This is a genomic window from Microvirgula curvata, from assembly GCF_054781615.1.
This window is the reverse complement of the sequence record NZ_BAAGUB010000032.1, coordinates 94078-107422: the sequence shown is the minus strand read 5'-3', so window position 1 is coordinate 107422 and position 13345 is coordinate 94078. Positions and strand designations below refer to the sequence as shown.

Genomic DNA, 13345 nt, shown 5'->3' with positions numbered 1-13345 from the left:
ACCCGCGCGGCAGCTCTCAATACTCGCTGTTGCCCGGGTAGCGGCGGCCGTTGCCACCGGTGTTGCCGGTGCTCGGGCGACGGTCATCACGCTGACCCCACTGGCGTTCGCGGTTGTCGTCACGACGGCCTTCCTGGCTGAAGCCGCCTTCGCGACGCGGTTCGCCGTCACGCTGGCCGCCGAAACGGGAGTTGCCGAAACCGCCTTCGCGGCGCTGGCCCTGGCCGTCACGCGGCGGGTAGCCGCCTTCGCGACGTTGCGGGGCACCACCGTCACGCGGGGCAAAGCCACCTTCGCGGCGTTGCGGCGCGGCGCCGTCACGCGGGGCAAAGCCACCTTCGCGACGTTGCGGGGCACCACCATCACGCGGGGCGAAACCGCCTTCGCGACGTTGCGGCGCAGCACCGTCACGCGGAGCGAAACCACGGTTGCGATCGCCGTAACCACCGCGACCCTGGCCCTGGCCCGGACGGCCACCCTTGCCACCGTAGCCGCCACGGCCACCACCGCTGCCTTCGCGGCGGTCTTGCGGCTTGAAGCGGGCTTCCATGCCGGCGACTTCGGTCACGTTCAGTTTCTGGCCGGTGAAGCGTTCGATCTTCTTCAGCGGGAACAGGTCGTTGCGGCCCACCAGCGACACGGCGATGCCGGTCTGGCCGGCGCGGCCGGTACGGCCCACGCGGTGAACGTAGTCTTCGGCGAAGCGCGGCAGGTCGAAGTTGATCACGTGGCTGATGCCGGCGACGTCGATGCCGCGAGCGGCCACGTCGGTGGCAACCAGCACTTCGGTCTGGCCGTTGCGCAGGCGGGTCAGCGTGCGGCTGCGGTCGCGCTGTTGCATGTCGCCATGCAGCGGATCGGCGCGCAGGCCGTCGACGTTCAGTTCGTCGGCCAGGGTGTCGCAGTCGCGCTTGGTGGCGACGAACACGATGGCCTGGGTCACGTTGTCCTGGGCCAGCAGGTGACGGACGATGCGACGCTTGTGGTCGAGGTCGTCAACGTAGATCGCTTGCTGGTCGATGTTTTCGTGGCGAGCGGTTTGCGCGGCGATTTCGATCGTTTCCGGATTGCGCAGCAATTCGTCAGCGAAGTCGAGCACGCGGCGGGTCATGGTCGCGGTGAAGAAGGCGGTCTGACGGTTGCGCGGCAGCTGGCTGGAGATTTCCAGCACGTCTTCGGAGAAGCCCATGTCCAGCATGCGGTCGGCTTCGTCGAGGATCAGCATTTCCAGGCGCGAGAAGTCGATGCGGCCGGACTTCATCTGGTCGATCAGGCGGCCCGGGGTGGCAACCATCACTTCGATCGGGCGGGTCAGCATCTGGTTCTGGATGCGGAACGAGGTGCCGCCGATGATGCTGACGACGTTGACGCGCGGAATCTTGGTCGAGAACTGTTCAGCGGCCTTGGCCACTTGCTGAACCAGTTCACGGGTCGGAGCCAGCACCAGGATGCGCGGGCCACGGCTGCGGCCGACCGGGGCTTCCAGCAGACGCGACAGCGCCGGCAGCAGGAAGGCGGCGGTCTTGCCGGTACCGGTCTGGGCGGAGGCCATCAGGTCACGGTTGTTCAGCAGCAGGGGAATGGCTTCGGCCTGGACCGGGGTCGGGGTCTTGATGCCCAGATTGTCCAGTGCCGTGATCAGGCGGGCGTCGAGGCCGAGTGCCTCGAACACGTTGCCGGCGTCGGCGCTGTCAACGGTGACGGTGACGGCTTCAACGGCTTCGGCAGCAGCGACGTTGACGGTGTCAACGGCGGCGGTATCAGCGGTGATGGCGGTATCGGCGATAATGTTTTGATCTTGCATGCGAATCCTTGTTGGGTAACAAAACGACGCTCAGCCTGTTCGGGATACGGACGTTGAGACCCGCTCGCAGGAGGCGGCGGGACGACGGAAACCACGAGACATCGAAGACAGACCGTGGTGCCGTATCAACAGAAGCAGGCGGGGGCCGGGATTCGATGCAGCCTGACCACACCAGTTGCAGTGATCAGGCGCTTGCTAAGCGAAGCGCCGCACTATACACACTGTCGCCACAGGCGGCAAATTTTTCCTGCGGGCGGCAAGGATGGGCAAGAAAAAACCGCCCGGAGGCGGCTTTTCGGGATGCAGGAGCAGGGCCGTGATTACTGGACCTTGGCCTGCGTCTTGAGCTGGTTCAGGAACGCATCGAAGCGCTTGCCCTGCACCTGCTGTTCGAGCTGGGCCTTGACCTGGTCGAACGGCGGGAAATCGGCGTCCTTGCTGTCGACCAGCTGGATCACGTGCCAGCCGAACTGGCTCTTGACCGGGGTCTGGGTGATCTGGCCCTTGGCCAGCTTGGTCATCACATTGGCGAATTCGGGCACCAGCTGTGCCGGATCGACAAAACCGAGGTCGCCGCCATTGTCCTTGCTGCCGGTGTCCAGCGACCTGGCGCGGGCCAGGTCCTCGAACTTCTTGCCTTTCTTCAGCTGGTCGATGACGGCCCTGGCTTCGGCTTCGGTCTTCACCAGGATATGACGGGCGTGGTAGGTCTTCTGGTGCATCTGCGACTTCATCTGCTCATACTCGGCCTTGAGTTCGGCCTCGCTGATCGGATGCGACTTCATGAAATCGCGGACATACAGATTGGCCAGCAACGCGGACTGCACGTTTTCCAGCTCGGACTTGTACTCGGGGCTCTTGTCGAGGCCCTTCTTGACGGCTTCCTGGCGCAGCAGCTCGGTCATGACCACGCGGTCACGGGCGGCATTGCGCAGCTCGGGGCTGTCCGGCTGGCCCTGGGCGGTCATCTGTTTGACGAAGGCGTCGACACGGGCCTGCGGCACCAGCGTGCCGTTGACCTGGATACCCTGGGCGGAGAAGGCCGGCGCGGCGAGCGTGGCGGCGAGCAGACTCAGCGTGAGAAGTTTGCGCATGTGATGGTCGTGCAGTCGATTTAGAGTTTCTGATGTCAAAAGCCGCCGGTCCGGAGACCGGCGGCGCCGGAAAGCCATATTACTGGATCTTGGCCTTGGCACGCAGATCGGCAATGGTCTTTTCGATTGCGGCATTCTGCATCTGGCGACCCAGCTGGCCCTTCGCTTCTTCGAAGGTCGGGAACTTGGCGGTGCGGGTGTCTTCAACCTTGAACACCATCCAGCCGAGGTCGGTCTTGAACGGGGTCGTGGTGTACTGACCCTTGCCCAGCGGCTTCAGCACGTCGGCCAGCGGCTTGGCCATCATGCCGAGGTTGCCCCAGCCCATGTCGCCACCGTTCTGCTTGGCAGCCGGGTCCTTGGACTTCTGCTTGGCCAGTGCCTCGAAGCTGCCGCCCTTCTTCAGCTGGGCGATGACGGCTTGCGCATCGGCTTCCGTGCCCACGGTGATCTGGCGGGCGTGGACTTCCTTCTGGCCGGCGGCAGCGGCCTTGATCTTGTCGTATTCGGCGCGGATCTGTGCGTCGCTGACCGGGCTTTGCTTGGCGATGTCTTCGAACAGCGACTGTTGCAGCAGGTCGCCACGGATGGCATCCAGGCGTTGCTTGAACTGCGCGCTCTTGTCCAGACCGCGGCGGGTGGCTTCCTGCTGGATGATTTCGCGGTTGATCAGTTGCTGCTTCAGCTCATTGCGCAGTTCCGGGGTGTCCTTGACCTTGCCGTTGCTGGCACGGACGACGGCGGTGGCGGCTTCGTCCAGCGACGACTGCTGGATCTGGGTGCCGTTGACGACGGCGACCGGGGCGGCAATGGCGCCGGCGGCGAGCAGCGAGAAGGCGATGGCGGTAAGCGAATGACGAATGCGCATGGGGTGATTCTCCAGTTGACGGTTCACAACTCGTCCGGGGCGTAAGCCTTGATCGAGAGGGCGTGAATCCGGTGCGGAATGAGGTCGCTCAGGCGACCGTAGACGAGACGATGGCGGGCCACGGCATTGAGGCCCGTGAATGCCGCGCTGACGAGAGTCAGATGATAGTGTCCGCCGCCGCTGTTGCCGGCATGGCCGGCGTGCTGCGAGGACTCATCATCCAGCATGAGGCTTTCCGGTTCGAGCGACGCGAGCCGCTCGGCGATCAGTTGTTCGAGGCTCACGCCTAGAACACCCGCTTGAACGGCTTGATGTCGACCTGCGCATAGACGCCGGCGGCGACATACGGGTCGGCATCGGCCCAGGCGCGTGCCTCGGCCAGCGACGGGAACTCGGCGACGACGACACTGCCGGTAAAGCCGGCCGGGCCCGGGTCCGGGCTGTCGATGGCCGGGCAGGGGCCGGCCAGCACCAGACGGCCTTCGTTCTGCAGGGCCTGCAGGCGTTCCAGATGAGCCGGGCGGGCGGCCAGGCGCGCGTCGAGCGAGCCGGGGCGATCCTGGCCGATAAGGGCGTATAGCATCAGGATTTGTCCTCGATGTAGCGGGAGAGTGCGAAGCCCTGTGCCAGCACAAAGGCGAACATCAGGCCCATCCCGCCAAAGAGTTTGAAATTGACCCAGACTTCTTCGCTGAAGGTCCAGGCGACGAAAAGATTGAGTGCGCCCATGGCGGCGAAAAAGGCAACCCAGGCCAGCGCCAGTTTGCGCCATACCGGCTCGGGCAGCGTCATCTGCGCGCCCATCATGGCTTTCAGCGGGCTCTTCCTGAAGATCCATTCACTGACGGCGATGCCGATGGCCATGGCCCAGTACAGCGCGGTCGGCTTCCACATGATGAAGCGCTTGTCGTGCAGCAGCAACGTCAGGCCGCCGAGTACGACAATCAGACCGAGCGATACCCATTGCATGGTTTCGATCTTGCGATGGCGGTACCAGGCCAGACCGACCTGGATGGCGGTGGAGGCGATGGCCACGCCGGTCGCGACAAACATGTCGCGCGTAATGTAGTAGGCGACGAAGAACAGCAGGACCGGAAGCAGGTCGGAAAGGAATTTCATGGCGGGAGATTATGCAGGGGGGTGGGGCTGGCGGCAACCGGAGTGCGGTCCGTTGCCGTCGACAATGGAAAAAACCGGTCTGTTTTCCGGCAGCGTATTACCGCACCGGACAAAATGGGTATCCGTCGGCGCATTCGGCGCCACGGCAATCATGCATGCCCGCCTGATGTAGCCATCCCGGAAGTTTACGCCGCTGGGGGCTGTCGGCAAGCATCGCGTCGCGCGCGGCGCTCCGTTATGCTGGAGCCCTCCCTTTGTACCGTTTCCGCATTAAGGAAAGCTTGACCATGACGACCGACCCGATCGCGGCCCTGCTGGCTGCCCGACCGCTGATGATTCTCGATGGTGCCCTGGCCACCGAACTTGAACGCCGCGGTTGTGACCTGAACGATCCGCTGTGGTCCGCCCGGGTGCTGATGGAAGCACCGGCGCTGATTCGTCAGGTGCATGAAGACTATTACGCTGCCGGTGCCGATGTCGCCACCACCGCCAGCTATCAGGCCACGTTCGAGGGCTTTGCCCGGCGCGGGCTGGACGCTGCCGCTGCCGGCACGCTGATGCGCCGTTCGGTCGAACTGGCCCGCGAGGCGCGTGACGCATTCTGGGCCCGGGCAGAACACCATGCTGGCCGTTCGCGGCCGCTGGTGGCGGCGTCGGTCGGCCCGTACGGCGCCATGCTGGCCGACGGCTCCGAGTACCGCGGCCACTACGGGCTGGATATCGACGCGCTGATGGCTTTCCACCGGCCGCGGCTGGTCGAGCTGCTGGCGGCGGAACCGGACCTGCTGGCCTGCGAAACCCTGCCATGCCTGGACGAGGCGCTGGCCATTGCCCGCCTGCTGGCGGAATCCTTCCCCGCTGCACGGGCATGGATCAGCTTCAGCTGCCGCGATGACGCACATGTCAGCGACGGCACGCCGCTGGCCGAGTGCGTGGCGGCGCTGGACGGCTTTGCGCAAGTGGTTGCGGTCGGCATCAACTGCACCGCGCCGGCGCATATTCCGTCACTGGTGGCCGCAGCGGCGGCCACCACCCGCAAGCCGGTCCTGGTCTATCCGAACTCGGGCGAGGACTATGATCCCGAACACAAGTGCTGGCACGGCCAGGCTGACGCCAGTCGCTTTGCCGAGTCGGCGCGGGGCTGGCATGCGGCCGGCGCCCGGCTGATCGGCGGTTGCTGCCGGACCACGCCGGACGATATCCGTGCGGTGGCGGCGTGGGCAGACACGCTGACGCAGTAGCCGCGCCGGTGATCCCGGCACACCGGCCTTGGCCAGTGTGCCTTCCACTCAACCCGCTGGCGCCGGAACAGAGGGTATCGGCCTTACGGCTGCGGGTCGGGGAACGACTGCCTCGCGCCCCGTTGATGCGATTCTCCCTGCTGATGCCCGGGGTAGTCCTGCCGTGGCCTCTGATGTTGCTGCCGCTGCCCGTCCGGCCCGTCATGCGGACGCCCGTCTTCTCCGTCCTGCTGCCCCCGCGGGCCGTGCGGCATGCCGTCCGCTGCGCGCGGCTGATCCGGGTACCGGCCTTGCGGAGGCCCCGGCGGACGCGGCGCGGGCTGTGACCGGATTCCGTACTGTTGTTCCGTCGAGCGGGGAGCGCGGTTCCCCTGGTATGGCTGCGGATAGGATGGCAACGGCGCCGGGGCTGCGTACGGCTCCCGGTGATCCCGTCCCGGACGGCGGGCTTCCCAGTCGTGTCCCCAGCGGTCGCCCCAGCGTGGCGGCTGGTCGGCATGCCAGCCGCGGAAGTACGGTGGCGGATAGCGGTAGTAGCGCACCGGTACCTGCAGCACATACAGCGGCACGTATTCGGGCCCGACCCACTGCCAGGGGCCGTTGTACCTGTTGCTCCGGTACCAGTTGTCGCCCTGGAATACCCAGTACAGTCCGTCGTAGAAGAAGTAGTTGGTGCCGGCGTCCGGGTAGTAGTAGACCGGATAGCCCGGCACCCGGACCAGATCCGGGTACACCGGGATGTCGATGCCGATGGCAAGCCCTGGCGTGGCAACGCCGATGCCGATCCGGGCCTGGGTACAGGCAGCGGGGCCAAGCATCAGTGACAGGGCGACAAGCAGATAGCGCATCAGCGGCTCTCCTTTGATTCATGAGGTGCCGCCGGGGGGAGCGTCATCGGGTCCCGGGGGCCTGGGCACGATGACCTTGAGGTCATGGCACCGTTCATGCGCCGGTGCCTTCACGCTGAATAGTAGGCCCTTGTCGTGCGGACAGGGCCGGCTGTTGCAGATTGTTGCAGCTGTTTTCAGGCCGGGGGAGACCGGTGCCGGTCACGCGGGAAACGCCTGCCCGGCAGCAGCTTCCAGCCGAAGTTCATGCCTGCTGCCGCAGCCAGGATGGCGGCCGTGCCGAGCCACTGGATCAGGTCCAGCCGGTGGCCGAATACCGCCCGGTCCACCAGGATGGCGACCACCGGATAGATGAAGGACAGCGCCCCGACCAGGCTGGTCGGAATCTTCTGGATCGCGGCATACAGCAGGGTCGACATCAGGCCGGTATGGACCACGCCGATCGTGACCAGCAGCGCCCAGGCCCCGCTGTCTGCCGGCAGGGTGGCAAGACCGGCGAACGGCGCCAGCAGCACCGAGCCGACGAGCATCTGCACCAGCACGATCAGATAGGGCGAAACGGTTTTCAGCTGCTTGGCGATCGCTGCTGCAATGGCATAGAAGAATGCCGCCCCCAGCGCCATGCCGATGCCGGCGAGATAGTTCGAGCCGGTTCCGCCGGCGGTCTGCCCGCCGGTGACGATCAGCACCATGCCGGCAAAGGCGATCAGCAGCCAGCCAGCCTTGTCTCCCGTCAGCCGCTCACCGAACAGCAGCACGCCCAGTGCGGTCAGCATGAACGGCTGGGTGTGATAGGTGACCGTGGCGACCGAGATCGAAGCCAGCGGGTAGGCAGCGAACAGCAGCGTCCAGTTCAGCACCAGCGCGACCCCTCCGAGCAGCACGATGCCCAGCTGGCGTGCGCTGAGCATGCCCGGCCGCAGCTGGCCGCGCAGCGCACAGGCAACCAGCATGGCCACGGCGCCGAATACGCAGCGCCAGAACACCACGGTCGGGGCTGTCTGCCCGGTTTCGATGACCAGCCAGCCGACCGTGCCGGAGATGGTCATGGCCGCTGTCATTTCCAGTGCGCCACGAGTCCTGGGGTTCATGCAGAATTCCTTTGTCGACGATTGGCCGCGGTGCTGCCTGCGGCTACAATCCGTTAAACCGAACGATTGACCGATATGCTGAATTATCGGCTATCGTTCGTCAAGTCGAACAAATGAATGACATGGTGAACGAATGAAGGATTCCCCGGATGCTGCCGCGCTGAAAGCGCATACCCCGATCGGACTGCTGTCTGCATCGATCCGCCGCGAGCGCGAGCGGCTGGGTCTGTCGGTGACCGAACTGGCCAGACGGGCCGGCATTGCCAAGTCGACGCTGTCACAGCTTGAAGCCGGTATCGGCAACCCGAGCCTGGAAACGCTGTGGTCGCTGGCCATGGCGCTTGATGTCCAGGTCACCCGGCTGATCGGCCAGCCGCGCCGGCATGTGCAGGTGATCCGTGCCGGCGAGGGAGCGGCAACCGTCTCCGAGCAGGGCAACTATGCGGCAACGCTGCTGGCCGCGTGCCCGGCCGGGACGCAGCGCGATCTCTACCGGATCAGGGTCCAGCCCGGTGCGCCCCGGCTGTCCGGTCCGCATCTGCCCGGCACCATCGAGCACGTGATCGTTGGCGCCGGGCGGGCGCGGATCGGCCCGGTGGAACAGCCGGTCGAACTGGCGGCCGGTGACTACATCAGTTACTCGGCGGACACGGCGCACGTGTTCGAGGCACTGGAAGCGGACACCATGGCCGTCATGCTGATCGAGCACTCATAGGCACCCGGCCAACAAAAAACCCCGGATCGCAAGATCCGGGGTTTTTGGCCTGAAGACAGGAAGGTCAGATGACCCACAGGTCGGTGAAGGCATTCACCGGCGTGTCGAGCAGGGTCTTCGCGTCATTGCACAGGGCAAAGATCGCTTCCTGCTGCTTTTGCGGGAAGCGGCGGGCCAGGTTGGTGCGGAACTTGGCTTCCAGCAGCGGGATGCCGTCGGTGCGGCGGCGCTGGTGGCCGATCGGGTATTCGCAGACCACTTCGTCCAGCGTGGTGCCGTCGTTGAGTTCGACCGTCAGCGCGTTGGCGATGCTGCGCTTTTCCGGATCGTGGTAGTCGCGGGTGAATTGCGGGTCTTCCACGCAGACGATCTTGTCGCGCAGCACGTCGATGCGCGGATCGGCGGCGATCACGTCTTCGTAGTCGGCGGCGGTCAGGCGACCGAACAGCAGCGGCACGGCAACCATGTACTGGATGCAATGGTCGCGGTCAGCCGGGTTCGACAGCGGGCCCTTCTTGTCGATGATGCGGATGCACGCTTCATGGGTACGGATGGTGACCTTCCGGATGTCGGCGGCAGACTTGCCGGCGGCAGCGAGTCTGGCATTCAGCGTCATCGCGCATTCGACGGCGGTCTGGCTGTGGAATTCGGCCGGGAACGAGATCTTGAACAGCACCTTTTCCATCACGTAGCTGCCATAGCCGCGCTGGAACTTGAACGGGTTGCCCTTGAACAGCACGTCGTAGAAGCCCCAGGTCTTGGCCGACAGCACGCCCGGGATGCCCATTTCGCCCTTCATGGTGAACAGGGCCAGGCGCACGGCGCGGCTGGTCGCGTCGCCGGCGGCCCAGCTCTTGCGCGAACCGGTGTTCGGGGCGTGACGATAGGTGCGCAGGCTCTGGCCATCGACGAAGGCCTGCGACACGGCATTGACGATTTCTTCCTTGCTGGCGCCCATCAGCTTGGCGCAGACGGCGGCGGATGCGACCTTGACCAGTACCACGTGGTCGAGACCGACCTTGTTGAAGCTGTTCTCGATGGCGATGCAGCCCTGGATTTCATGCGCCTTGATCATGGCTTCGAGCACGTCGCGCATGGTCAGCGGCGCCTGGCCACGGGATACGCGCTCACGCGACACCCAGTCGGCCGTGGCAAGAATGCCGCCAAGGTTGTCGGACGGGTGGCCCCACTCGGCAGCGAGCCAGGTGTCGTTGAAGTCCAGCCAGCGGATCATTGCGCCGATGTTGAACGCGGCCTGGACCGGATCGAGCTGGAACTGGGTGCCCGGCACCTTGGCGCCGTTCGGCACCAGCGTGCCGGGAACGATCGGGCCCATCAGCTTGGTGCAGGCCGGGTAGGACAGGGCTTCGAGGCCGCAGCCGAGCGTGTCCATCAGACACAGGCGGGCAGTGTTCCAGGCTTCCGGCGATTCGATGGCCACATCGGCGACGTAGTTGGCGATGTCGACGAGGACCTGATCCGGATCGGGGCGGACGTTGGAGATGTGGGCGGACATGTTTTTCCCTTGCAGTGAATCGTGGTGCCGGCGCGGGGGCCGGTCGTGTCGGTATGCAGACCCCGCCACGGGGGCGGGGCCGGAGCAGCTCAGCGCTGCTCGATCGGTACGAAGGTGAGGTCTTCCGGACCGAAGTAGTTGGCGCTCGGACGGATGATCTTGCCATCTTCACGCTGTTCGATCACGTGTGCAGCCCAGCCGGTCGTGCGGGCGATGACGAACAGCGGGGTGAACATGGCGGTCGGCACGCCCATCATGTGGTAGCTGACGGCGCTGAACCAGTCGAGGTTCGGGAACATCTTCTTGATGTCCCACATCACGCTCTCGAGCCGTTCGGCGATCGAGAACATCTTCAGGTCGCCGGCTTCGACCGACAGCTCGCGCGCGACTTCCTTGATGACCTTGTTGCGCGGGTCGGACAGCGTGTACACCGGGTGGCCGAAGCCGATGACGACTTCCTTGCGTTCGACGCGGGCGCGGATGTCGGCTTCCGCCTCGTCCGGGCTTTCGTAGCGCTTCTGCACCTCGAAGGCGACTTCATTCGCGCCGCCGTGCTTCGGACCGCGCAGCGCGCCGATGGCACCGGTAATGGCCGAGTACATGTCGGACCCGGTACCGGCAATGACGCGGCCGGTAAAGGTCGAGGCGTTGAATTCGTGCTCGGCGTACAGCACCAGCGAGGTGTGCATTGCGCGTACCCACAGTGCCGACGGTTTCTCGCCGTGCAGCAGGTGCAGGAAGTGGCCGCCAACCGTGTCGTCGTCGGTTTCCACGTCGATGCGCTTGCCGTTGGTGGCGAAGTGGTACCAGTACAGCAGCGCGGAGCCGAGCGAGGCGATCAGGCGGTCGGCGATATCACGCGCGCCGGGGGCGTTGTGGTCGTCCTTTTCCGGCAGCGTGCAGCCGAGCGCCGACACGGCGGTACGCATCACGTCCATCGGGTGGCTGGCGGCCGGCAGGGCTTCGAGCACGGCCTTGACGCTGGCCGGCAGGCCGCGCAGGGCTTTCAGTTTTTTCTTGTAGCCGGCCAGCTCGGCGATGTTCGGCAGCTTGCCGTGGACCAGCAGGTAGGCGATTTCCTCGAACTCGCAGGCCGTGGCGATATCGAGGATGTCGTAGCCGCGATAGTGCAGGTCGTTGCCGCTGCGGCCGACGGTGCACAGTGCGGTATTGCCGGCGGCGACGCCGGACAGGGCGACCGACTTCTTCGGCTTGCCGGTGATGACGACTTCGGACATGACGGTTCTCCTTTGTAGACGGGCGGGGCGGGCGGATGTTGTTTGAACGGGGCGCCCGCCGGGCGAAGTGTTATTGCCGGCCGGAGGCGAACAGCGCGTCGAGCTTCTGCTCGTAGCTGTGGTAGCCGAGATGCTGGTACAGGTCGGCACGGCTCTGCATCAGGTCGACGACATTCTGCTGGGTGCCGTCGCGGCGGATCGCACCGTAGACCGACAGGGCGGCCTGGCTCATGGCACGGAAGGCCGACAGCGGGTACAGCACCATGCTGACGCCATTGGCGGCAAGTTCGCTGGTGGTGTACAGCGGCGTGGCGCCGAATTCGGTGATATTGGCGAGCACCGGCACGCCGACCGCTTCGGCGAACTGGCGGTACATCGACAGCTCGGTGATGGCTTCCGGGAAGATCATGTCGGCGCCGGCTTCGACGCAGGCGCGGGCACGGTCAATGGCTGCTTCCAGCCCCTCGACTGCCAGGGCGTCGGTGCGGGCCATGATCACGAAGGACGGATCGATGCGGGCGTCGACGGCGGCCTTGACGCGGTCGACCATCTCGTCCTGCGGCACGATGGCCTTGTTCGGGCGGTGGCCGCAGCGCTTCTGCTGCACCTGGTCTTCGATATGCACGGCGGCGGCACCGGCCTTTTCCAGCGAGCGGATGGCGCGGGCGATATTGAACGCGCCGCCCCAGCCGGTATCGATGTCGACCAGCAGCGGCAGATCCGTGGTGTCGGTGATGCGACGGACGTCGATCAGCACGTCTTCCAGTGTGGTGATGCCGAGGTCGGGAATGCCGCACGAGCCGGCTGCCACCCCGCCGCCGGACAGATAGAGCGCCTTGAAGCCGCTGTGTTCAGCCAGCCGCGCGGCGTAGGCGTTGATGGCGCCGACGACCTGCAGCGGTTTCTCGTTGGCGACAGCGTCGCGGAAGCGTTGACCGGGGGTAGGCATAGTGTCGTTTCTCCTTGGCGCACCGGTCTGTCCGGACCGTTGCTGTGACTGGTGTGGGGGTGATTCTAGCAAGTGCTTGGTTTGTTCGCAAACTGTCGGACAGCCGGATTGCCATGATGGTGTTGCCAATGCCGTTTTGTGCCGGACGTGGCATGCCATCCGCTTTGTTACATTTTCCGCAGCATTTCCTGCTGCCTGGAAACACATACATACACTGTGATACGTTAAAATTGCCACCGCACCGGGTGCACAGACGCCCGGGCAATCCATCAGGAAACCGACAATCGACAACGACGAGGAATCAGTCATGAACAGGATCAGCACGCTGGCCATTCTCTGTACGGCCCTGGCCGGGGGCGCAGCCCAGGCTTCGGAATTGGGTGCGCAGTTCGGCAATGAGTTCCAGTCCGCCTACTACGTGCCGACCAGCGGCGGCTTTGGCCTGACCGGCGACTGGCTGCACAGCTCGCGGCACGACGACGACGACCAGACGGCCGGGCTTGGCCTGACCTTTTCCCTGCCGCTGGGCAGCGCGCTGCTGACGGCCGGCGCCAAAGCCGAGTACATCGATGTCGCCGGGCATGACGAGTGGGCGCTGCCGATCGGTGGCCGGGTCGACCTCGGCCTCGGCAATTCGTTCGGCGTCTTTGCCCAGGCCTATGGCGCCAGCGGCGGCATGGCGTCCGGCACGCTGCACAGCTATGTCGACAGCGAAATCGGCGCGCGCTTCGTACCGATCAAGCCGCTGGCACTGACCGTCGGTTATCGCTACAACCGGGTCGAGTTCGACAACGGCCGTGACAACCGCACGCTGGCTGACGGCCCGTACATCGGCGCCGCACTGCGCTTCTGATACGCCGGC

At 65.3% G+C, this 13345-nt stretch carries 14 protein-coding genes; 3 read left to right on the top strand and 11 right to left on the bottom strand.

Going from position 1 to position 13345, the window contains the following annotated elements:
- Nucleotides 1–16: 16 nt before the first annotated feature.
- From ACYVG8_RS14445 to ACYVG8_RS14420, 6 genes are all read right to left on the bottom strand, one after another.
- Entirely contained in the window at nt 17–1804 is a 1788-nt protein-coding gene (locus ACYVG8_RS14445) for a DEAD/DEAH box helicase (protein ID WP_107889700.1), read from the bottom strand.
- 320 nt (nt 1805–2124) lie between these two features.
- Nucleotides 2125–2898 carry a peptidylprolyl isomerase gene (locus ACYVG8_RS14440; RefSeq protein ID WP_460746145.1) on the bottom strand — a complete coding sequence of 258 codons (774 nt, stop codon included), beginning with the start codon at nt 2896–2898 and terminating at the stop codon, nt 2125–2127.
- A 79-nt stretch (nt 2899–2977) separates the two neighbouring features.
- Nucleotides 2978–3766, bottom strand: a complete 789-nt coding sequence (locus tag ACYVG8_RS14435) for a peptidylprolyl isomerase (protein ID WP_028498873.1) — start codon at nt 3764–3766, stop codon at nt 2978–2980.
- 23 nt (nt 3767–3789) lie between these two features.
- Complete coding sequence (locus tag ACYVG8_RS14430; RefSeq protein ID WP_028498872.1) at nt 3790–4050, bottom strand: BolA family protein; 261 nt, start codon at nt 4048–4050, stop codon at nt 3790–3792.
- A 2-nt stretch (nt 4051–4052) separates the two neighbouring features.
- The gene (locus tag ACYVG8_RS14425) at nt 4053–4349 is read right to left on the bottom strand and encodes a YciI family protein (RefSeq protein WP_028498871.1); all 297 of its coding nucleotides are present in this window, start codon (nt 4347–4349) and stop codon (nt 4053–4055) included.
- Nucleotides 4349–4885 carry a septation protein A gene (locus ACYVG8_RS14420; protein ID WP_028498870.1) on the bottom strand — a complete coding sequence of 179 codons (537 nt, stop codon included), beginning with the start codon at nt 4883–4885 and terminating at the stop codon, nt 4349–4351. Before ACYVG8_RS14420 ends, ACYVG8_RS14425 begins: the two co-directional genes overlap by 1 nt.
- 287 nt (nt 4886–5172) lie before the next feature.
- Between ACYVG8_RS14420 and mmuM the strand changes: the two genes are divergently transcribed.
- Nucleotides 5173–6126, top strand: a complete 954-nt coding sequence (mmuM, locus tag ACYVG8_RS14415; protein ID WP_036385624.1) for a homocysteine S-methyltransferase — start codon at nt 5173–5175, stop codon at nt 6124–6126.
- 83 nt (nt 6127–6209) lie between these two features.
- Here mmuM and ACYVG8_RS14410 read toward each other — a convergent pair whose 3' ends face one another.
- Both ACYVG8_RS14410 and ACYVG8_RS14405 read right to left on the bottom strand, forming a co-directional pair.
- Nucleotides 6210–6974, bottom strand: a complete 765-nt coding sequence (locus ACYVG8_RS14410) for a hypothetical protein (RefSeq protein WP_199489787.1) — start codon at nt 6972–6974, stop codon at nt 6210–6212.
- A 176-nt stretch (nt 6975–7150) separates the two neighbouring features.
- Nucleotides 7151–8065 carry a DMT family transporter gene (locus ACYVG8_RS14405; protein ID WP_028498868.1) on the bottom strand — a complete coding sequence of 305 codons (915 nt, stop codon included), beginning with the start codon at nt 8063–8065 and terminating at the stop codon, nt 7151–7153.
- Between the two features lie 133 nt (nt 8066–8198).
- Here ACYVG8_RS14405 and ACYVG8_RS14400 point away from each other — a divergent pair, with 133 nt between their 5' ends.
- On the top strand, nt 8199–8780 hold the full coding sequence (locus tag ACYVG8_RS14400; protein ID WP_028498867.1) for a helix-turn-helix domain-containing protein: 582 nt from the start codon (nt 8199–8201) through the stop codon (nt 8778–8780).
- Between the two features lie 64 nt (nt 8781–8844).
- Here ACYVG8_RS14400 and ACYVG8_RS14395 read toward each other — a convergent pair whose 3' ends face one another.
- The 3 genes from ACYVG8_RS14395 to prpB all read right to left on the bottom strand — a co-directional run bounded on the left by ACYVG8_RS14395 (nt 8845) and on the right by prpB (nt 12483).
- Complete coding sequence (locus ACYVG8_RS14395; RefSeq protein WP_028498866.1) at nt 8845–10296, bottom strand: bifunctional 2-methylcitrate dehydratase/aconitate hydratase; 1452 nt, start codon at nt 10294–10296, stop codon at nt 8845–8847.
- Between the two features lie 89 nt (nt 10297–10385).
- Nucleotides 10386–11534, bottom strand: a complete 1149-nt coding sequence (gene prpC / locus ACYVG8_RS14390) for a bifunctional 2-methylcitrate synthase/citrate synthase (protein ID WP_028498865.1) — start codon at nt 11532–11534, stop codon at nt 10386–10388.
- Between the two features lie 70 nt (nt 11535–11604).
- Entirely contained in the window at nt 11605–12483 is an 879-nt protein-coding gene (gene prpB / locus ACYVG8_RS14385; protein WP_028498864.1) for a methylisocitrate lyase, read from the bottom strand.
- A 307-nt stretch (nt 12484–12790) separates the two neighbouring features.
- On the opposite strand from prpB, the gene ACYVG8_RS14380 reads away from it, so the two are divergent.
- On the top strand, nt 12791–13336 hold the full coding sequence (locus tag ACYVG8_RS14380; RefSeq protein WP_051528764.1) for a YfaZ family outer membrane protein: 546 nt from the start codon (nt 12791–12793) through the stop codon (nt 13334–13336).
- Nucleotides 13337–13345 lie beyond the last annotated feature (9 nt).

Coding starts and splice junctions, on each gene's coding strand:
- ACYVG8_RS14445 (WP_107889700.1), bottom strand. CDS start 1,804: ATGCAAGATCAAAACATTATCGCCGATACCGCCATCACCGCTGATACC.
- ACYVG8_RS14440 (WP_460746145.1), bottom strand. CDS start 2,898: ATGCGCAAACTTCTCACGCTGAGTCTGCTCGCCGCCACGCTCGCCGCG.
- ACYVG8_RS14435 (WP_028498873.1), bottom strand. CDS start 3,766: ATGCGCATTCGTCATTCGCTTACCGCCATCGCCTTCTCGCTGCTCGCC.
- ACYVG8_RS14425 (WP_028498871.1), bottom strand. CDS start 4,349: ATGCTATACGCCCTTATCGGCCAGGATCGCCCCGGCTCGCTCGACGCG.
- ACYVG8_RS14420 (WP_028498870.1), bottom strand. CDS start 4,885: ATGAAATTCCTTTCCGACCTGCTTCCGGTCCTGCTGTTCTTCGTCGCC.
- mmuM (WP_036385624.1), top strand. CDS start 5,173: ATGACGACCGACCCGATCGCGGCCCTGCTGGCTGCCCGACCGCTGATG.
- ACYVG8_RS14410 (WP_199489787.1), bottom strand. CDS start 6,974: ATGCGCTATCTGCTTGTCGCCCTGTCACTGATGCTTGGCCCCGCTGCC.
- ACYVG8_RS14405 (WP_028498868.1), bottom strand. CDS start 8,065: ATGAACCCCAGGACTCGTGGCGCACTGGAAATGACAGCGGCCATGACC.
- ACYVG8_RS14400 (WP_028498867.1), top strand. CDS start 8,199: ATGAAGGATTCCCCGGATGCTGCCGCGCTGAAAGCGCATACCCCGATC.
- ACYVG8_RS14395 (WP_028498866.1), bottom strand. CDS start 10,296: ATGTCCGCCCACATCTCCAACGTCCGCCCCGATCCGGATCAGGTCCTC.
- prpC (WP_028498865.1), bottom strand. CDS start 11,534: ATGTCCGAAGTCGTCATCACCGGCAAGCCGAAGAAGTCGGTCGCCCTG.
- prpB (WP_028498864.1), bottom strand. CDS start 12,483: ATGCCTACCCCCGGTCAACGCTTCCGCGACGCTGTCGCCAACGAGAAA.
- ACYVG8_RS14380 (WP_051528764.1), top strand. CDS start 12,791: ATGAACAGGATCAGCACGCTGGCCATTCTCTGTACGGCCCTGGCCGGG.